We start from the raw sequence: 20010 nt of genomic DNA on the forward strand, positions 1-20010 counted from the left end.
CCAAGTAACCATAAACGACATGCAGGATAAAATAAAAGTTGATCAAGAATTACAGGAATTGATAAAAAAAGCAGTTGAGCTAACGCTGGATTTGGAAAAGGCAGATCCCAAAGCGGAAGTTAGCGTAGCTTTGGTCGACAATGCTTACATTCGCCAATTAAATAAGATTTACAGGGGGAAAGATGAACCGACAGACGTATTGTCCTTTTCCCTTGGCGATGAAAGTTTTATTGGTGGATACGAGGAAATAGAACATTTGCTAGGCGATATCGTGGTTTCTCTCGAAAAGGCAGAAGAACAGGCAAATATTTATGGCCACTCTTTTAAAAGAGAGGTTGTTTACCTGCTTGTACATGGTACATTGCACCTCTTAGGTTATGACCATGAAAATGATGAACAAAGGAAAGTAATGAGGGAAAAGGAGGAAAGAATTCTTAGAGCTTTAGGGCTTTCCCGTGAGGAGTCCGGACTATGAAAAAGAGCAGGACCCTTTTCGAGAGTTTCATATATGCCATTTCGGGGGTTATTTATTCCCTTAAAACCCAGAGAAACATGAGAATCCACTTTTTGGCAGCTTTACTAGTAATGGTTTTGAGCAAGTATCTCAACCTCGAGAAAATAGAAATAGTTGCTGTGGCTTTTGCTGCAACTCTGGTCATAATTGCGGAGATGATAAACACGGCTGTGGAGACTGCCGTCGACATGATAACGGATAGGTTCCACCCCATGGCTAGAATAGCGAAAAATGTGGCAGCTGGAGCGGTGCTGATTGCGGCTTTAAATGCACTTGTAGTAGGTTATATGGTATTTTCTGATAAGCTTTATGATCTACTTATAGGGATTCAAAGTCTGATTTTCGGGCGTTAGCCAATACTGATACAAAGATGGGGGCATTTAAACATGAATAGGAAAATTATAGCCTTGATATTGTTTTTTTTTATTCTTTTGCTTCCAGGTTGCATAAGGACCACTGTGGAGGAAGAAAAAGATAAAAGAAAAGAAGAGCAAATAACCCGGCCGGTAGTGACAGAGCCTATTTTAAAAAATCCGTTAACGGGCCTTCCGATGGTTATGGGGGAAGAATACATAAGGCCCTTCGCGGTTATGGTAGAAAACGAAAAAAATGCAAGACCTCAATCAGGCTTAGATAAAGCCGATGTAGTATACGAAATATTAACAGAAGGCGGCATTACCAGATTTCTCGCTGTTTACTTTGGAAGTAACGCCGAGGAGATAGGGCCGGTCAGGAGTGCGCGCCCTTATTTTATAGATTTTGCTATGGAATATGAGGCTATTTACGTCCATTACGGGGGAAGTCCCCAAGCTTATTCCGACCTGAAAAAGTACGACAAAATTGATAATATAGATGGTATATACGACAATGTTACCTTCTGGAGGGACAAAACCCGCAGACCCCCGCACAACGCATATACCAGCTCCCATAATATTATGAAGACCGCCCAAAAGCGCGGATACCTCAGAACAGTTAAACTGAACGGGTGGGATTTTATAGGCGAAGAAAATAGCACTCCCGGCTCTCTCAAGGAATTTGAGCTTGATTATTCCAGAAATTACAAGGTGAAGTACGTATACGATGAAAAAAAACAGGCGTATATAAGGTACATAAACGATAAACCTCATGTCGACCGGAAAACTAACGAACCCATTGCTGTTAGAAATGTAATTATACAATTTATGGATACCCGCGTATTTGATTCGGAAGGCAGACTTGCGATAAAAACGATGGGTTCTGGTAAAGGATATTACATAAGCGATGGAAATTGTACCTATATAAATTGGGAAAAAAATTCCCGCTTTGCAAAGACTAAGTACACCACAGAAAACGGCGTAGAATTAAGGTTAAATCCGGGGAATACCTGGATTCAAATAATGCCTATCCAGGCGAAAACAAAATTGGACCTTAACTAAAGGAGAGGTAGCGAGAATGGGTGTATATACAACAGAAGCCATCGTGGTTGGCTATAGAGATTTTAGAGAAGCTGACAGGATATTGACCCTTTTTTCTCCGGAAAGGGGTAAGATACATGCGGTGGCAAGAGGGGTTCGGCAACCCAGAAGTCCCCTGATGGCCGGCACGCAACTTTTTTCCTATAGCAAGTTTCTTCTGGTTGAAGGGAAAAATTTGGATTCCGTAAGCCAGTGTGAGCTTAAGGAATCCTTTTTTAAAATAAGGGAAGATTTGGACAGGATGGCGTACGGAGCTTATTTCGCGGAGCTTCTTCGAATCTCCACGCGGGAGTGCGAAAAAAGTGAAGAAGTTTTTAGGTTTTTTCTAAAGACGCTGTTTTTGCTTGAGGTATGGGAAGACCTGAAGATTATGGCAAGAACCTTTGAGCTGAAGTTGATGGCTCTACAGGGGTTTAAACCTCAGATATTTTGTTGTGTGAATTGCGGTGGAAAGGGATTGGAGAAGGTTTGGTTCAGCTCGATATTAGGTGGAACCCTCTGCGAAAAGTGCAAAAGTAAGGACAACAAGGCAATTAAAATATCCAAAGAAGCCCTGTCGGTGATGAGACAAATATTAAAAAAAAGATTTGAGGAGTTGATAGAACTGAAATTGAGTGAAGACATAAAAAATGAATTAAAAGAGGCAATTTTAGATTTCGTTTTGCACCAGTTAGAGAGAAAGCCTAGAACATTGTGCTTTTTGGAGGAGATATCTATGTTGTGAAAACAATTTTAAAAATAGAGGTGGATATATTTTGAAAGCCGTTTTGGATTCGTTTAGAGAAAGGGCTGTTTATGGCGTTTTAGCATTGCTAGTTTTTTTAGTGGGATGTTTTTTGGGATGGATGACATTCTGGCAAAATCCGGCGTTTATTTTGGGGAACTTGAATAAGTTACTAGGAAATCTTCTTGAGATTAGCGCTAAGATGGAGAAGGAAAGCAAGCTTTCTATAGCACGGTATATTTTCCAAAATAACGCAAGAGCGCTTTTTGTCATGATTTTTGGAGGAATTGCTTTTGGGATAGTCCCATTTTTTGCTTTGATTTTCAATGGATTTGTAGTAGGAGTAGTACTAGCTTTGAACTTTTATAACGGCCAGTCGCTTTATTTTTTCCTAGCCGGAATGCTGCCCCACGGGATTTTGGAACTCCCTGCTATTTTGACGGGTGCCGCTTTCGGATTAAAGACCGGGGCGGAGCTTTTGTTTTCAAAGGGAGAAATCAGACTCAGAATATTAAAGAAAAATTTAAAAGAAAGTATTCTAGCTTTTGGCATCTTAATTCCCATTCTTTTGATAGCCGCGTTTATAGAGGCGGTTGTGACTCCCCTACTCTTAAGCCCTTTTAATAAATAAAATAATATATACTTTTTAAGTCAAATGTGATATACTATATTATTGACATTACCTAATATGAGATACTTTTTGATGTGTCTTGGAAGGGAGGGAGGACAAATAGAATTAACACCAAGACAAATGTTAATAGTTGATATCGTAAAAAAACACGAGCCTATTACAAGCGAGGAAATCGCAGCAAAGCTCAATATTACAAGGGCAGCGTTGAGGCCAGACCTTTCAATACTTACGATGGCCGGAATACTTGAGGCAAGGCCAAGAGTGGGGTATTTTTATGCAGGCAAGAATCCGAAGGGAATTATTTCGCAAAAAATAAGAAGTATAAAGGTCAGCGAGATAAAAGCCGTACCGGTTGTAATAAGAGAAGAGACTTCGGTATATGATGCAATAGTAACACTTTTTTTGGAGGACGTGGGGACCCTTTTTGTAGTGCAAGAAGATGGAAGCCTCTGCGGCGTTGTCTCGCGGAAAGACCTTTTGAAGATAGCCATTGGGAATGCAGACATAAAGCAGGTACCCGTGAGCGTGGTAATGACGAGGATGCCGAATTTGGTTACTGTGACGTTGGATGAAAGCGCCTATGATGCAGCGAGAAAAATCGTCGAACATCAGGTGGATGCTCTGCCGGTGATAAGGCCAATGGAAGTAGACGGAAAGCAAAAGTACGAAGTCGTAGGAAAAATCACAAAGACGACCATTGCTAAGCTTTTCGTAGAGCTAGGCAAAGAATAATAATAATAAAAAGGGGGGATTCAAAATAGTTAAGGTGGAAGGACCAGTTATTTTTGCCGTATCTGATTCTATTGGAGAAACGGCGGAATTAGTAGCAAAAGCCGCCACCGTGCAATTCAATTCCGGTCATGTGGAAATCAGAAGGTACCCTTATGTAACCGAGGAAGAAGATGTGGTGGAAGTAGTGGAGGAAGCAAAAAAATATAAAAATAGCGCAATAGTATGCACTATGGTGCTACCGGAAATTAGAAAAAAATTGTTGGAGCTTGCCGAAGCCAACAACATACCGATTTTGGACATAATGGGGCCGATGATAGATATAGTTTCCAGGATAACCAATATCAAGCCGAAGCTAGAACCGGGTCTGGTAAGAAGGGTAGACGAGGACTATTTCGAGAAGATAGAAGCGATAGAATTTGCGGTAAAGTACGACGATGGGAAGGACCCGAGGGGGCTTGCGAAAGCCGATGTGGTGCTCATCGGAGTTTCCAGGACTTCAAAGACGCCGCTTTCCATGTACCTCGCCCACAAAAGGCTTAAAGTAGCCAATCTCCCGCTCGTTCCGGAAGTATCTCCTCCCGAAGAATTGTTTCAGCTCGACCCCAAAAACGTCGTGGGTCTTACCATACAACCCGAAATACTCTACAAGATCCGGCAGGAAAGGCTGAAAGCTCTGGGGTTAAGCAGCGATGCCACCTATGCGAGTATGGAGAGGATATTGGAAGAATTAGAGCATGCCGACGAAATAATGAAAAAAATAGGCTGCCACAGGATAGATGTTTCCAACAAGGCGGTGGAAGAAGTGGCGGCTAGAATACTCGAGATAATAAGGAGAGGGGAAAACCGATGACCAAGTATGTATATAAATTCAATGAAGGCAGGGCTTCTATGAAAAATCTGCTGGGTGGGAAGGGAGCCAATCTTGCTGAAATGATGCACATCGGCCTGCCTGTACCGCCGGGTTTTACCGTTACGACTGAGGCATGTGCGAGATACTACCAGGAAGGAGGAAAAATTCCCGGAGAGGTCATCGGGCAGGTTTTTGAGGCTCTTGAGAGCCTGGAAGAAACGACCGGCAAGAAGTTCGGAAGTCCCGACAATCCCCTTTTGGTTTCGGTCAGGTCGGGGGCGCCGGTTTCGATGCCGGGTATGATGGATACCATACTCAATCTGGGACTGAACGATGCCACAGTGGAGGGACTCGCCCGTTCAACCGGTGACAGGCGCTTTGCCTACGACTGTTATCGGAGATTCATACAGATGTTCGCCGATGTGGTTCTTAATGTAGAACATGAACGATTCGAGGGAATTATAAGTTTTGTCAAGAATAAGAAGGGAGTCAATTGCGATACCGACCTTACGGCCGAAGACTGGCAAGAGGTCTTGGAATCATACAAGAATTTGGTAGTAAAACATACAGGCCGCCAATTTCCCCAGGACCCGAAAGAGCAGCTCGTGATGGCCGTTGAAGCGGTGTTTCGTTCCTGGAACAACCAGCGGGCCATTGTTTACAGGAAAATAAACAAAATACCGGACGACCTAGGTACTGCAGTTAACGTCCAGGCAATGGTTTTCGGAAACATGGGTGAAGATTCGGGGACCGGCGTGGCTTTTACCAGAAATCCTTCCACCGGGGAAAGAGAAATTTACGGGGAGTTTTTGCTGAACGCACAAGGAGAAGATGTGGTGGCGGGGATTAGGACGCCTAAAAATATAAAAGAACTAAGAAGCATCATGCCCGATGTTTACAGGCAGTTGGAAGATGTTTGCAGCCTCCTCGAAAGGCACTACAGGGATATGCAGGATATTGAGTTCACCGTGGAAAAAGGCAAACTCTACCTTCTTCAAACCCGCAGCGGCAAGAGAACGGCAGAGGCGGCGGTAAAAATTGCCGTGGACATGGTAAAAGAGGGGCTCATTTCCAAAGAAGAAGCCGTACTCAGGGTATCGCCCGAGCATGTGACTTCGCTTTTACACAGGCGGATAGATCCCAACGCTAAAGTGGAAGTGATAGCAAAAGGGCTGCCCGCCTCTCCGGGAGCAGCGTCAGGTCAGGTTGTCTTTTCTCCCGACGAAGCCGAAACTTTAGGACAGCAGGGCCACAAGGTGATTCTGGTCAGAACGGAGACCACTCCCGACGACATCCACGGTATAGTCATGGCTCAGGGAGTGTTGACAAGCCGCGGAGGCATGACCAGCCATGCGGCGGTGGTTGCGCGCGGCATGGGTAAGCCGTGCGTATGCGGTTGCGAGGCGCTTTCGATAGATTACAAAAACGAGGAATTCAGGGTGGGCGAGCTGGTTGTACGGAAGGGTGATATAATTTCTATAGACGGTTCTACGGGCAAGGTTATGCTCGGAGAGGTCCCCATGATTGACCCCGTGCTTTCGGAAGAATTCAGAGAACTCTTGAAGTGGGCCGATGAAATAAGAAGGCTTTCCGTTAGGGCTAATGCCGATACGCCGCAAGATGCAAAGCTCGCACGGGATTTCGGTGCTGAAGGCATCGGCCTTTGCAGAACCGAGCATATGTTTATGGGACAGGATCGCCTGCCCATTGTTCAGCAAATGATTATGGCAACGACTAGAGAAGAAAGGGAAAGAGCATTAGAAAAACTTCTCGTTTTCCAGCGGCAGGATTTTGAAGGCATCCTCGAAGCTATGCACGATTTGCCGGTGACGATAAGGCTTTTGGATCCGCCACTTCATGAGTTTTTGCCGGATGCCGAAGAACTTGTCGATGAAATTGCACAGTTGAAGGCTAAGGGCGATATGGATGGCCTTAAGGAAAAGCAGGAAATGTTGAAAAAGGTAAAAGCGCTCAGGGAATTCAATCCCATGCTGGGCTTGAGGGGTTGCCGGCTGGGGATTTTATATCCGGAAATTTACGAAATGCAGGTTCGGGCGATTTTCCAGGCGGCGTGCAATCTGGCCAAAAAAGGCGTCAGGGTTATACCCGAAGTTGAAATACCGTTGGTTAGCAATGCCAATGAATTAAAGCAGTTGAGAGAGCTTGTGGAAAACGTAGCTTCTAAAGTAATGGACGAAGAGGGAGTAAAGGTAGAGTACAGTATAGGGACCATGATAGAAATACCGAGGGCTTGCATTACCGCCGATGAAATAGCCGAATACGCCGACTTTTTCTCCTTCGGAACCAACGACCTGACTCAAACAACTTACGGTTTCAGCCGAGACGATGCGGAAGCCAAATTCCTTCCTCAGTATATAAACCAGAAAATCCTGCAGGAAGACCCCTTTATCGTCCTTGACCGGAAAGGGGTTGGAACCCTTATGAAGACAGCAGTGGAGCTGGGGAGAAAAGTAAAGGAAAACCTTGCGGTGGGAATATGCGGAGAACACGGAGGGGAGCCTAATTCCATAGAATTCTGTCACGAGATAGGTTTGGATTATGTGAGCTGTTCACCTTATAGGGTTCCGATAGCAAGGCTGGCGGCGGCTCACGCGGTGCTCAAGAAAAAATGAAACTCTTATGAGGGGCTTTATAGCTCCTTTTTTTTTTATAAAATAGTGTGTGAAAAGGTTTATTTTTGAATTAGAACGGAGGTGTCTTTATGAATATAAGAGAGATAACCGAAGAACAGGAAATTAAAACGCTTTCTCCTTACGCAACGCTGAGCAGCAAAAGCAGGGGGAGACTGGTACCGGAGGAAAAATGCAGCGTCAGAACCGAGTTCCAGAGGGATAGGGACAGGATTCTCCATTCCAAGGCTTTCAGGCGAATGAAACACAAGACCCAGGTTTTCATATCCCCAGAAGGAGATCATTATAGAACCAGATTAACCCATACTCTGGAGGTTGCCCAGATAGCCAGAACTATATCGAGGGCACTGCGATTGAACGAAGATTTGACCGAGGCAATTGCTTTGGGGCATGACCTGGGCCATACCCCTTTCGGGCATTCGGGGGAATACGTGTTAAACAGGCTAATGAAAGACGGCTTCAGGCACGAAGAACAGAGTCTGAGGGTGGTTGATGTTCTTGAGCGCGGAAGCGGACTGAATCTGACCTGGGAGGTGAGGGACGGCATAAGAAATCACAACAGCCGGGGAAATCCTGCGACGCTGGAAGGACAGGTGGTAAAAATAGCCGATTGGATAGCCTATATAAATCACGATATTGATGATGCGATAAGGGCGGGGATACTCAGAGAAACCGACTTGCCCAGAGAGCCGATAGATATTCTCGGGAAGAGTCATGCCTTGCGCATAGATACGATGATAAAGGATATAATTAAAGAAAGTTATGAGAAACCTTTTATCAAAATGAGCAAGGAAGTTTACGAGGCGACAGTGGAATTGAGGAGCTTTCTTTTTGAAAGGGTATATGTAGGGTCCAGTGCCAAATCCCAGGAAATAAAGGCTCAAAAAATGCTGGAGTTGCTTTTCGAGTACTTCTCAAAAAATGTCGAATCAATGCCGGAAGAGTTCGTCGCAATTGGTAAAAAAGAGGGGATTGAACGAGGAGTTTGCGATTACATTGCGGGTATGACCGACAGTTTCGCCGTTCATAAGTTCAGGGAGATTTTTGTGCCATCATCCTGGCCCATAAATGCGAGCAAATAAATAGGAAAAATTAATTTTGGTTGAAAAGAAGGAATATCTCCTATTGATGTAGAATAATCTTTATGCAAAAAGTCAAGCTCCTATTATTTTTTCTATAAAACGGCTTTTTAATAGGTTCCACCCCGGATTGCGCTGTTTTAAAAAAGACAGGGGGAGATTTTTTTTGAATTAGGCAGGTGGGCACGATGGGCCTCTATCCCGAAGAAATTATAAAAGAAGTTCAAGATAGGGCAGATATTGTCGAAATAGTATCGAATTATGTTTCACTTAAAAAACGCGGCGAAAATTACGTGGGGCTGTGCCCTTTTCATTCAGAAAAGACGCCTTCGTTTAATGTAAGTCCAAAGAAACAGCTTTTTTACTGTTTTGGATGTGGAGTGGGAGGTAATGTTTTTACATTTCTGATGAAAAAAGAAAATTGGACCTTTCCGGAGGCTTTGAGGTGGCTGTCAGAAAGGGTGGGAATAAAGCTGCCAGAAGAGGAAATTTTAGGAAAGGTATCGAAAGCCTTCAAATTAAAGAGGGAAATTTTAGAGATAAACAAAATGGCTGCCGAATACTACCATTACAACCTCCTGAAGACAACGGAAGCGGAAAGGGCAAGGCATTACCTGTCAAGTCGAGGGATTCTTGCGGAGACTGTAGAAAGGTTCAATTTGGGTTATGCTTTACCGGCATGGGATGGGCTTATAAATTTCATGCGCTCGAAGGGAATAGGAGAGGACGCGCTTTTAAAAGCCGGATTGGTAATTCCGAAAAGTTCCGGGAGGGGCTTTTACGATAGATTTAGAGACAGGATTATTTTCCCTATTAAAGATATAACGGGAAGTGTAGTGGGTTTCGGGGGGCGAATCTTGGATAAAGGGGAACCGAAATACCTTAATTCGCCTGAGACACCTGCTTTTAACAAGAGAGAACATCTTTACGGATTACCCATGATAAATAGAGGACAATCGCCTATCATTTTGGTAGAGGGATATATGGACTGCATAATGCTGCACCAGCATGGATTTACGCAGGCGGTGGCGTCCCTTGGAACGTCGCTCACAGAACAGCAGGCAAAAACTTTGAAACGATATACCGATGAGGTCGCTATTGCTTACGACTCCGATGCAGCGGGCCAGGCTGCAACGCTGAGGGGTGTCGGAGTTCTCGTGAAAGAGGGATTGCGGGTAAAAGTGATAGACCTACCCGAAGGCAAGGATCCCGACGAGTTCATAAAAGCAAGAGGGAAAGAGGCTTTCGAAGAGTTGGTCAAGTCAGCGCAGAATTTTATTGATTACAGGCTCAATTCGGCAAAAAAGGGCCTTGACTTAAAATCTCAGGAAGGAAAACTAAAATTTATAAAGAGGGCCGTATTAATTTTGGCGGAAATAGAAGACGGTGTGGAAAGGGAGCTTTATGTTCAAAAGATTTCCGGAGAGTTAAATATCCCTAAGAGTGTACTTTATGAGGAAGTTAATAAAACAAGGACCCAATCGATTATGCCAAACATTGGCTCAAAGTATAAAAACAGCCAATTAAGGGATAATAATAAAGAATTGACAAAAATAAAATTTATCTCGGGTTTTTACAGAGTAGAAAGAAATCTTTTAAAAATGATGATAGAGGATGATGAAGTAAGGGAGAAGGTTATGGAGAGATTGTCGGCTTACAATTTCATAGATGTGAGGCACAGAAAAATTGCCGCCGTGGTGTTCGAAATGGCTCAGAAAAACGAATCTGTAACGCCTAAAGATGTGGCCGTGAAGTTGAAAGATGATCCTGACGCTGCGGCAGAACTGGCCAACATACTAATGGCGAACGAAAAGCAGGATGGAGAGATGGTAGACGAGTTAATAAGCCGGGTAAAGGAAAATTACTTAAAATTAGCGATAAAGAAGATAAGGAGTGAAATCCAACGGGCGGAGAAGGTGGGAGAAATAAAAAAAGCTCTTAACCTTCTTTCAACCTATCACAAATTAAAGCACGAAATAGAACAACTTAAGTCATACCTTACTGGGAAGGGGGGAATATGATGGCAACGGAAAAGGAAACCGAAAAGGTTAAGGTCGAAGAGGAAAAGGATCAGGCAAATGAACATGATAGAGAACAACAAAAAGAAAAGAAGGCGAAGCAGAGTAAAAAGGTCGACAAGATGAAAGCTGTAAAGGAACTCATTGAAAAAGGTAAAAAGACGGGGACGTTGACTTACAAGGAAATAATGGACACCTTGGCAGATTTTGAAGACCTAGATGCCGATCAAATAGATAAGATATATGAATCCTTCGAGGAAATGGGAATCGAGATTATAAACGATAACGATGATATACCGGAATCTTTGCTTGAAGATATTCCCCCGGAAGAGCTGGACCTGTCTGTTCCCGAAGGTGTGGCTCTAGATGACCCTGTCAGGATGTATTTAAAGGAAATCGGCAAAATACCGCTCCTCACGCCGGAAGAAGAGATTGAGCTGGCAAAACGCATAGAAAAGGGCGACAAGGAAGCCAAGAGGCGTCTTGCAGAAGCAAACCTAAGGCTTGTTGTCAGCATTGCAAAAAGATACGTCGGAAGGGGCATGCTTTTTTTGGACCTCATTCAGGAAGGAAACCTGGGCCTAATAAAAGCCGTGGAAAAGTTCGACTACCGCAAAGGATATAAATTCAGCACGTATGCGACTTGGTGGATCAGACAAGCCATAACCCGAGCCATTGCAGATCAGGCAAGAACAATTAGAATTCCGGTTCACATGGTGGAGACGATTAATAAGCTGATAAGGGTATCGCGCCAGCTCCTGCAGGAACTCGGTAGGGACCCGACGCCGGAGGAAATTGCCGAAGAAATGGAAATGCCTGTCGAAAAGGTGAGGGAGATAATGAAGATAGCCCAGGAGCCCGTGTCCCTCGAAACGCCTATAGGAGAAGAGGAAGACAGCCATCTTGGTGACTTTATCCCCGACGAAGAAGCCCAGGCACCGGCTGATGCCGCGGCTTACAGGCTGTTACGAGAACAATTGGAAGATGTCCTGGAAACCTTGACTCCGCGGGAAGAAAAGGTACTGCGGCTGAGGTTCGGACTCGACGATGGAAAGCCCAGAACCCTCGAAGAAGTGGGGCAGGTTTTCGGCGTTACTCGCGAGAGGATACGGCAGATTGAAGCCAAAGCTTTGAGAAAGCTGCGCCATCCGAGCAGAAGCAAAAAATTAAAGGACTTCCTTGAGTAAAAGCGGGGTAATCCCGCTTTTTTCTACTATTTGCTCTTAAAGGTGAAAAAAATGAAGTTGAGCGAGAGATTGCTGGAAATAGCCGGATTGGTGCCCCGGGGCAGTTGTGTTTCGGATGTTGGAACCGACCATGCGCTTTTGCCCGTATATCTGGTCAAAAACGGTATTGCTCAAAGGGTTATTGCGGTCGAGGCAAGATACGGGCCTTGGATGAGGGCCAGAGAAAATGTTAAGAAGGCAGGTCTTTCCGATTTTATAGATGTCCGGCTGGGGGATGGCTTTGAACCTTTAAAGCCAGGAGAGGTTGACGTAGCAATTATAGCCGGATTAGGGGGTGAAACTATATGGAGCATATTGGAGAAATCTCCCGACATCGTGAATTCTCTTTGCGCAATTATACTTCAGCCCATGAAAAATGCGCACAGATTGAGGAAGGTCCTTTTTGAGAATTGTTTTGAAATAACGGAAGAACGCGTGGTATGCAACAAGGGAAGGTACTTCGAAATAATTGTGGTAAAAAAGGGGACTTCCTGCTTTTTCAGCGAAGAGGATGTAATACTGGGTCCCGTATTGAAACAAAAGCGAACTCCGGAAGTACTTGAATATATCGAAGCGCGCCTCAATCGACTTTTTATTAAATTGAGGGAACTGGAAGGTCAAAACAGCGAGCATGCCAAAAAGGCAAGAAAATCCATGCTTAGGGAGATGGAATTGTTAAAAGGGGTGTTGGAAGAATGATCAGCATTCAGACTGTGATTAATTTGATAGAAAAGTTCGCTCCCAAAAAGCTTTCTTTAGAATGGGACAACGTAGGTTTGATGGTGGGAGCAAGCTCGGCGAAAGTAAAAAAGATACTCGTTGTACTTACAGTTACGCCCGGGGTGGTAGAATACGCCGCCTCAAGCGGCGTGGACCTGATTATTTCACACCATCCTTTCATTTTCAAACCTTTGAATTCCGTAAGGCAGGATTTACCAGTAGGGAAAATGATTATAGAGGCAATAAAGCATGATATAGCGATTTATTCTGCCCATACGAATCTGGATGTGGCAAAAGGAGGGATTAACGACCTTTTGGCGCAAAAATTAGGACTTGAAAAGGTAGAGGTGCTGGAAAAGACCTTCGAGGAACCGTTAAAAAAGATTGTGGTATACGTTCCTAAAGGATACGAGGAAGTGGTAAGGGATTCTATGGGTGATGCTGGTGCCGGACATATAGGGAATTACAGCCATTGCAGTTTCAATATTTCGGGTATTGGGACTTTCAAGCCTCTAGAGGGTTCGAATCCTTTTTTGGGGCGGCAAGGCGAGTTGGAAAGAGTGGAAGAAGTCAGGGTCGAGACCATTGCTCCCGCATCCCGGGTCAAAAAAATATTAAATGCAATGTTGAAAGTCCACCCGTACGAAGAAGTTGCTTACGATATTTATCCTGTGGAAAATGAAGGATGCGCTTTTGGATTAGGCCGAATAGGCTACCTAAAAACTCCCGTGACCTTAGGGGAACTCTGCCGTATTGTCAAACAAAAGCTAGAAGTAAAGTATTTGCGGGTGGTAGGGGAGTCCGATAGGAAGGTTTCTAAAATTGCCTTATGCGGCGGAGCAGGAGGAAGTCTTATATCGAAAGCAGTTTTTGCGGGGGCCGATGCTTACATAACGGGAGATATAAAGTACCACGAAGCTGAGGAAGCGAAAGCTTCCGGTATAGCCTTGATAGATGCTGGGCATTACTCTACGGAAAAGATAATATTAAATTTCCTGGTCGAGTATTTAAAGAAGGAACTGGCGGAGCTGGAAAGTGACGTTTCTGTAGAGGTTTATGATGAAGGCGACCCAATAAAAATAGTTTAAATAATAAAAAGCTGGAAATCATCTTCAAATCAGAAAAATATAAAAACAATACAATCCCTAGAGATTGAAAAATATAACCGAAATTGATAAAATAAAAAAAGAACCGCCAATAATCTTATGTCAATGCTTTCAGGGGGTGAGTGCCCATAGGTGCATAGTATATCGTGAGATTTGCGGTAAAATACATATAAATATAAGTAATTAAATAACAGGAGGTATTATGGAGAGGTTAAAAGTATACGTAGACGGAGCTTCCCGGGGAAATCCTGGAGATGCAGGGATTGGCATAGTGATGTTGGATGAAAACGGTAACGTGGTTAAAGAAATGAGCGACTACATCGGGCAAACAACGAACAACATAGCTGAGTACACGGCTCTTATAACTGCCCTGAAAGAGGCGCTCGAGATGGGCTGCGAAGAAGTCGAAGTATTTTCCGACAGCGAGCTCATGGTAAAGCAAATAAACGGACAGTACCAGATTAAAAATGAAGGGATAAAGCGCCTTTATTCCCAGGTGACCCAGTTGATGAAAGAGTTCAGGAGTTTCAGCATAAATCACGTGAGGAGAGAATACAATAAAAGGGCTGACGAGCTCGCCAACGAAGGCATTGACATGGCCCTCGGCGAGGAAGAGGTTATTGACATTTAAACGAAGTCATGTTATAATGTCCTTCCGGCAAAAAGGTGATGAGTAGGTCGGATGGTCGCGGGTTTGTGCCCGAGGAAAGTCCGAGCTCCACAGGGCAGGGTGCTGGGTAACACCCAGTGAGGGCGACCTCAAGGAAAGTGCAACAGAAATATACCGCCCGGTAAAAGCTTTTACCGGGTAAGGGTGGAAAGGTGAGGTAAGAGCTCACCAGCGGTCAGGCGACTGGCCGGCTATGTAAACCCCACCTGGAGCAAGACCAAATAGGGGAGCATATGCGGTGGCCCGCCGCGCTCCCGGGTGTGGTCGCTAGAGGTGTCAGGCAACTGTCACCCAAGATAGATGACCATCCTCGACAGAACTCGGCTTACAGACCTACTCGTCCTCTAATAAAACTTAAAAACTCAAGGCGTTGAGCCTTGAGTTTTTAAGTTTTACTCAGCTTTTTTTCCGAAGATTCACCGGAAGACTTGCTTTCCGATGAAGTTTCACCAGAACCCTTTCGGACGTAATCGGTTATATGGAAGCCCGATCCTTTAAAAACCAGACCCACGTTTCGGCTAATCAGACGCTTAACCGGATTTCCGCAGGTCGGGCATTTTTCTAATGGGGATTCAGTTATAGCCTGTTCCAGTTCAAAATCGCCGCACCTTTCACACCTGTATTCGTAAAGTGGCATTGGTAGCACCTCCTGTATAGCAACATTTACACGAGTTCACAAGAGATTATATACAACGGTTTTTTCCCTTTGTCAAGTCGTCATAAAATAAATTTCTGAAGGGAGAGGTATAGTGTTGGTAAGGCCAATGGTCCATGCGTTCGAGATATGGGGAACGAAAATGGTGCTCGACGTAAACAGCGGTTCCGTGTTCGAAGTAGACGACCTGGTATACGATGTACTTAAATTTTACGAAGAACTTTCCCCGGAGGATGTCATCGCTAAATTAAGGGAGAAATATGCGGAATCGGAAATCGAAGAGGCCATAGAAGAACTGGACATGTTAAAAGCTCAGGGCCTCCTTTTTTCCGGAGCGAACCTTGATCCGGCCGTAGAACTTTTAAACGAAAAAAAATACGTAAAAGCTCTTTGCCTCAACGTGGCTCACGATTGCAATTTGAGGTGCAGGTATTGTTTTGCATCGAAAGGACATTACGATGGTGCGCGGCAGGTGATGAGCGAAGAGGTGGCAAAAAATGCTATAGACTTCCTTTTACAACGTTCGGGGGGACTAAAAAATTTGGAGGTGGATTTTTTTGGCGGAGAACCTTTGATGGCTTTTGATACCATAAAATATGTGGTTTCCTACGCGAGAAGTTTGGAAGACAAATATAACAAAAAATTCCATTTTACGGTTACCACCAATTGTCTTTTGCTCGACGATGAAATAATGGATTATTTGCATAAAAACATGGACAATATAGTGATGAGTTTGGACGGGAGAAAGATGGTAAACGACAGGATGCGGGTGCGGGCCGACGGCTCGGGAAGCTACGACAGGGTTGTTTCGAATATAAAAAAACTGGTGGCCTTGAGAAAAAGGGACGGCAAGGATTACTACGTCAGGGGTACATTCACAAAGTACAACCTGGACTTCGCAAAAGATGTCATTCATATTGCAGACCTCGGTTTTGAGGAGATTTCCGTCGAGCCGGTTGTTGGAAAAGAAGGGGATTTTCTGATCGATGAAGGAGATTTGGAAACCGTTTACCGACAGTACGATGAAATTGCAAGAGAATACGTCAAAAGAAAGACGACGGGGGAAAATCCGTTTAGATTTTATCACTTCAATATAGACATTTATAAAGGTCCATGCCTGCAAAAGAGGCTTTCGGCGTGCGGTGCCGGCAGGGAATACCTCGCAGTTACTCCGGACGGAGAGATATACCCGTGTCACCAGTTCATAGGCAAGAGGGAGTTTGTTCTAGGGGACGTTTTTGAAAAAACTCTTGATGAGGATGTTATAAAAAAGCTAAAGGATACCCACGTCCTTGCAAAACCTGATTGCGTATCGTGCTGGGCCAAGTTTTTCTGCAGCGGTGGCTGCAGCGCCAACAATTATGAGATGAACGGGGATTTAAATTTACCCAATAAAATATCCTGCAGTTTGCAGAAAAAAAGAATCGAGTACGCGCTTTACCTTGCTGTAAAGGCTGGAATGCAAAGTGAAAAAAACAGATTGCTATGCTGATAAATTGCAAAAAGCGACAATATTCCAGCAATTTCAATAATACTAAATCGCAAAATATGGTGATACATGTAAGAAGAGATAAAAAATGGAAGTAAAATATAACTGATGAAAAAAATGCGGATATAATCAGAAAATACGGTCGTTGATAATGCCGTTGAACTATGATAAAATGGCCTAGTAAATCGATACAGAGGGGAAATTATCATGGCAGCTGCATTGACTAAACTCAACCAGGAGATTGTAAGGCTAAAAAGGGAGCTTAACGAAAAGCTGGAGAAAAAAAACCTTTTAGCTAGCGAAGTCTACGCTTTGAGCTTGCGGCTTGATAAGCTCATTTTGGCTTATCACAGAGCATCCGTTAAAGCTGAATAGGTGTTCTTTTAAATGCTGCTTTTGCAGCATTTTTATTTTTTGACTTATTTTTTCAGGTTTTATATAATTGACTCTAAGAATTACTTTGTGAGGTGTGATTTTATATGGCGCTTTTAACCATCGATGATGTGGAAAACTTGAGCCGGGCTGATATAAAGAAAATTTACTCCGAGTACGTAAATCCCGGACTTGCGATGATGATGGGGCTTTTAAATTTTGATAGGATTTACGTGAAGGCGGAGGGTTGTTATGTTTGGGACGCCGAAGGTCAGAAATACCTCGATTTTTTAGGGGCTTACGGAGCGCTGAATTTGGGACATAATCCACCTGAAGTGTTGGAGGCTATAAAAAAGGTGAGCCAAAAGCCCAATTTACTACAGGCGACTATAAATCCGTATGCGGCAGCCTTGGCCCACAATCTTTCAAAAGTAACACCCGGAAATCTAAAACACAGCTTTTTTTGCAACAGCGGAGCCGAGGCCGTAGAAGGTGCTTTAAAAACGGCAAGGGCGGCTACGCGATGTCAAAAGATAATTTCTTGCGATGGCGCTTTTCACGGAAAGACTTTTGGTGCGTTATCGGCTACCGGACGGGATAAATACAAGGGCCCCTTCTTGCCCCTGGTGCCGGAATTTGAGACCATACCGTTCGGAGATTTGGATGCGCTTGAAGCAAAATTAAAAGGAGGTAACGTGGCCGCGTTCATAGTGGAGCCGATACAAGGGGAAGCAGGGATTATTGTGCCTCCGAAGGGATATTTAAAAGGGGCAAGAGACCTTTGTACAAAATATGGAGCCTTGCTGGTAGTCGATGAAATACAAACAGGTTTAGGCAGGACGGGAAGCATGTTTGCGTGCGAACAAGAAGATGTGGCACCGGATATAATGTGCGTTGCAAAATCGTTAGGGGGCGGAGTGATGCCTATTGGAGCATTCATCGCCACCGATGAAGTTTGGGAAAGAGCTTATTCCGGGATGGAAAGATGTCTTCTGCATACATCGACTTTTGGCGGAAACACTTTAGCGTGTGCTGCGGGTATAGCCTCCATCAATGCCATAAAAGAAAAAAGACTGGCCGAAAGAGCTGCAGAACTGGGAGACTATTTCCTAAACAGATTGAAAGGCCTTAAGGAAAAGTTTGGCATAATAAAGGAAGTTCGCGGAAGGGGGCTTATGATAGGTATCGAGTTCGAGCCTCCGGTAAAGGGATTCATAAACAGGATAACGGGCGGAGTTATAAATAAGCTGTATGAAGAATTCACGGGAGCACTGGTGGCTGGAGAGCTGCTCAATAAGCACAGGATAATCACTGCATACACCCTTAATAATCCCAATGTTATAAGGTTGGAGCCGCCGCTTATTGTGACGAAAGAGGATATTGACCAGGTGGTTGATGCCCTGGAGGATATCTTTACTAGATACAGAGGGTTTATGGGTATGACTTTGAATGCCATAAAATCGGCTGCCAGTTCTATACTATCGAAGTAGCTGTTTGAATAAACATAAGCGATAAAGACAAAAAAGGTAAGCAACCTGGTTTTGTTGCTTACCTTTTTTTCTGTAGTTATTGCGCAAAATGAAAATGGTCGGGACGGCGGGACTTGAACCCACGACCTTTCGGACCCGAACCGAACGCGCTACCAAACTGCGCTACGTCCCGACGACAATTATTATACTATAAACCTAGATTTTTTTCAAACCTTTTTTTCAATCAACTAATTCATATCAATATATGGCATAAACTAAAAGTAGGTCCTGAATTGTAATGCGTAAGAGGATTTTTTTAATAAAAAGAGAAATAAAAGGAAGTAAGTTTATTTTACTGGAGGAGGTAGGGAGTTTGGACAGACTCTTTAAACGCAAAACTTTAGACAATGGAATAAATCTTTATATCCATTCTATCGACAAATTTAAAACCATAACAGTTTGTGCTTTTATACACCAGAATTTGGATAAGAGCACGGCCACGAGAACCGCTCTGTTACCTTTTGTATTGAAACGAGGCAGCCATAAATTTCCAAGTTCAAGGCATATCAGCGTTTGCCTTGAAGAACTTTACGGTGCCGATTTCGGAGCTGATATAATAAAAAAAGGTGAAAGGCAAATAATTCAATTTTTCATTGAAATGGCAAATCCCAAGTACACCGCTTCTGAGGATAAAATTTTAGATGAAGGTCTTGCACTCTTTAAGGATGTTATCTTAAATCCGCTGACCGAAGGAACCGCCTTTAAAAAGGATTTCGTGGAACAGGAGAAAGATGTCTTAAAGCGGAACATTGAGGCTTTATTTAATGACAAATTTAACTACGCCATAGAAAGATGCTTTCAAGAAATGTGCAAGGGGGAGCCCTTCAGCGTGTACAAGTACGGCAGTGTTTCGGATTTGCCGGAAATAAAAAGCGAAGACCTTTACGATTTTTATAAAATGGTCATAAAAAGCAGGCCGATGGATATCTTCGTTCTGGGAGAGGTGAATGAAGAGCAAATTTATGAGAAGTTAAACAGCCTTTTTTCAAACGAGCGCCAGGAAGAGAAAATTGCTAGTACCGTTGTAGTAAAAGAAGTTGAAAGGGAAAAATTTGTGGAAGAAAAGCAAGAGGTGAATCAGGGCAAGCTTTCCTTAGGTTTTAGAACCGGCACGCGGTACGGCGATGAAGATTTTTACGCTTTGGTGGTATTTAACAGCATCTTCGGCGGAGGCCCGCATTCTAAGCTGTTTCAAAATGTAAGGGAGAAGGAAAGTCTGGCTTATTATGCTTTTTCGCGTCTGGAAAAAAGCAAGGGCTTAATGTTGGCAAGCTGCGGCATTGATTTTGACAAGCTCGAAAAGACTATAGAAATAATAAAAGAGCAATTGAATGATATAAAAGAAGGGCGTATTTCCGATTATGAGTTTGAAAGCTCTAAGAAGTCCATCATTAACTCTTATAAAGAGGCAGAGGATAGCCCGGCCATGATTATAAGCCTTTACCTGGATGGCATCATAAACAGCGTGGAAGAGTCGATACAGGAAATCATTGAAAAAATCCGGAATGTCACGAAAGAAGATGTGGTGAAGGTGGCTCAAAAGGTAAAGCTAGATACCATATATTTTCTAAACAAAAAGTAGTCGGGGTG

Annotated in this window: 19 protein-coding genes, 1 tRNA gene and 1 other RNA gene; 19 read left to right on the forward strand and 2 right to left on the reverse strand. The window is 43.7% G+C overall.

The window, feature by feature from the left end; genetic code table 11:
* The first annotated feature begins 19 nt into the window (after positions 1 to 19).
* From ybeY to rnpB, 15 genes are all read left to right on the forward strand, one after another.
* Entirely contained in the window at positions 20 to 475 is a 456-nt protein-coding gene (gene ybeY, locus BUB66_RS00510) for an rRNA maturation RNase YbeY (protein WP_073253615.1), read from the forward strand.
* Positions 472 to 867, forward strand: coding sequence for a diacylglycerol kinase (locus BUB66_RS00515; RefSeq protein WP_073253107.1), 396 nt, complete (start codon positions 472 to 474; stop codon positions 865 to 867). The genes ybeY and BUB66_RS00515 overlap by 4 nt, the downstream gene beginning before the upstream one ends.
* A gap of 33 nt (positions 868 to 900) precedes the next feature.
* Entirely contained in the window at positions 901 to 1929 is a 1029-nt protein-coding gene (locus BUB66_RS00520; RefSeq protein WP_073253110.1) for a DUF3048 domain-containing protein, read from the forward strand.
* 16 nt (positions 1930 to 1945) lie between these two features.
* Positions 1946 to 2692, forward strand: coding sequence for a DNA repair protein RecO (gene recO, locus BUB66_RS00525; protein WP_073253113.1), 747 nt, complete (start codon positions 1946 to 1948; stop codon positions 2690 to 2692).
* A 31-nt stretch (positions 2693 to 2723) separates the two neighbouring features.
* Complete coding sequence (locus BUB66_RS00530; protein WP_073253116.1) at positions 2724 to 3323, forward strand: stage II sporulation protein M; 600 nt, start codon at positions 2724 to 2726, stop codon at positions 3321 to 3323.
* A 72-nt stretch (positions 3324 to 3395) separates the two neighbouring features.
* Positions 3396 to 4055: a transcriptional regulator CcpN gene (ccpN, locus tag BUB66_RS00535; RefSeq protein ID WP_073253119.1), complete on the forward strand. Its 660-nt coding sequence runs from the start codon at positions 3396 to 3398 to the stop codon at positions 4053 to 4055.
* Positions 4056 to 4089: 34 nt separating this feature from the next.
* Positions 4090 to 4905, forward strand: a complete 816-nt coding sequence (locus BUB66_RS00540) for a pyruvate, water dikinase regulatory protein (RefSeq protein WP_244269691.1) — start codon at positions 4090 to 4092, stop codon at positions 4903 to 4905.
* On the forward strand, positions 4902 to 7538 hold the full coding sequence (ppdK, locus tag BUB66_RS00545; RefSeq protein ID WP_073253124.1) for a pyruvate, phosphate dikinase: 2637 nt from the start codon (positions 4902 to 4904) through the stop codon (positions 7536 to 7538). The genes BUB66_RS00540 and ppdK overlap by 4 nt, the downstream gene beginning before the upstream one ends.
* A gap of 89 nt (positions 7539 to 7627) precedes the next feature.
* Positions 7628 to 8638 (forward strand): deoxyguanosinetriphosphate triphosphohydrolase, encoded by a 1011-nt coding sequence (locus BUB66_RS00550; RefSeq protein WP_073253126.1) that lies wholly within the window; start codon positions 7628 to 7630, stop codon positions 8636 to 8638.
* 185 nt (positions 8639 to 8823) lie between these two features.
* Positions 8824 to 10656 (forward strand): DNA primase, encoded by a 1833-nt coding sequence (gene dnaG / locus BUB66_RS00555; RefSeq protein WP_073253128.1) that lies wholly within the window; start codon positions 8824 to 8826, stop codon positions 10654 to 10656.
* 119 nt (positions 10657 to 10775) lie between these two features.
* Complete coding sequence (gene rpoD, locus BUB66_RS00560) at positions 10776 to 11840, forward strand: RNA polymerase sigma factor RpoD (RefSeq protein ID WP_198409326.1); 1065 nt, start codon at positions 10776 to 10778, stop codon at positions 11838 to 11840.
* Positions 11841 to 11891: 51 nt separating this feature from the next.
* The gene (locus tag BUB66_RS00565) at positions 11892 to 12578 is read left to right on the forward strand and encodes a tRNA (adenine(22)-N(1))-methyltransferase (protein WP_073253132.1); all 687 of its coding nucleotides are present in this window, start codon (positions 11892 to 11894) and stop codon (positions 12576 to 12578) included.
* A complete protein-coding gene (locus BUB66_RS00570) occupies positions 12575 to 13687 on the forward strand; it encodes a Nif3-like dinuclear metal center hexameric protein (protein WP_073253133.1) in 1113 nt (370 codons plus the stop codon). The genes BUB66_RS00565 and BUB66_RS00570 overlap by 4 nt, the downstream gene beginning before the upstream one ends.
* Positions 13688 to 13907: 220 nt before the next feature.
* Complete coding sequence (locus tag BUB66_RS00575; RefSeq protein ID WP_073253135.1) at positions 13908 to 14336, forward strand: ribonuclease HI family protein; 429 nt, start codon at positions 13908 to 13910, stop codon at positions 14334 to 14336.
* A 39-nt stretch (positions 14337 to 14375) separates the two neighbouring features.
* Positions 14376 to 14719, forward strand: an RNA gene (rnpB, locus tag BUB66_RS00580) — RNase P RNA component class A.
* A gap of 41 nt (positions 14720 to 14760) precedes the next feature.
* Here rnpB and BUB66_RS00585 read toward each other — a convergent pair.
* Entirely contained in the window at positions 14761 to 15012 is a 252-nt protein-coding gene (locus BUB66_RS00585) for an FmdB family zinc ribbon protein (RefSeq protein ID WP_073253137.1), read from the reverse strand.
* A 127-nt stretch (positions 15013 to 15139) separates the two neighbouring features.
* Between BUB66_RS00585 and scfB the strand changes: the two genes are divergently transcribed.
* From scfB to BUB66_RS00600, 3 genes are all read left to right on the forward strand, one after another.
* Positions 15140 to 16522: a thioether cross-link-forming SCIFF peptide maturase gene (gene scfB, locus BUB66_RS00590; RefSeq protein ID WP_073253617.1), complete on the forward strand. Its 1383-nt coding sequence runs from the start codon at positions 15140 to 15142 to the stop codon at positions 16520 to 16522.
* 204 nt (positions 16523 to 16726) lie between these two features.
* Complete coding sequence (locus tag BUB66_RS00595) at positions 16727 to 16894, forward strand: aspartyl-phosphate phosphatase Spo0E family protein (protein WP_084098497.1); 168 nt, start codon at positions 16727 to 16729, stop codon at positions 16892 to 16894.
* A gap of 104 nt (positions 16895 to 16998) precedes the next feature.
* Positions 16999 to 18381: an aspartate aminotransferase family protein gene (locus BUB66_RS00600; protein ID WP_073253139.1), complete on the forward strand. Its 1383-nt coding sequence runs from the start codon at positions 16999 to 17001 to the stop codon at positions 18379 to 18381.
* A 95-nt stretch (positions 18382 to 18476) separates the two neighbouring features.
* Here the strand turns inward: BUB66_RS00600 and BUB66_RS00605 are convergent.
* Positions 18477 to 18553: transfer RNA gene (locus BUB66_RS00605), tRNA-Pro, on the reverse strand.
* 180 nt (positions 18554 to 18733) lie between these two features.
* On the opposite strand from BUB66_RS00605, the gene yfmF reads away from it, so the two are divergent.
* Positions 18734 to 20002, forward strand: a complete 1269-nt coding sequence (yfmF, locus tag BUB66_RS00610) for an EF-P 5-aminopentanol modification-associated protein YfmF (protein WP_073253141.1) — start codon at positions 18734 to 18736, stop codon at positions 20000 to 20002.
* Positions 20003 to 20010: the final 8 nt, after the last annotated feature.

This window comes from Caldanaerovirga acetigignens (assembly GCF_900142995.1).
Taxonomy (GTDB): Bacteria; Bacillota; Thermosediminibacteria; order Thermosediminibacterales; family Thermosediminibacteraceae; genus Fervidicola; species Fervidicola acetigignens.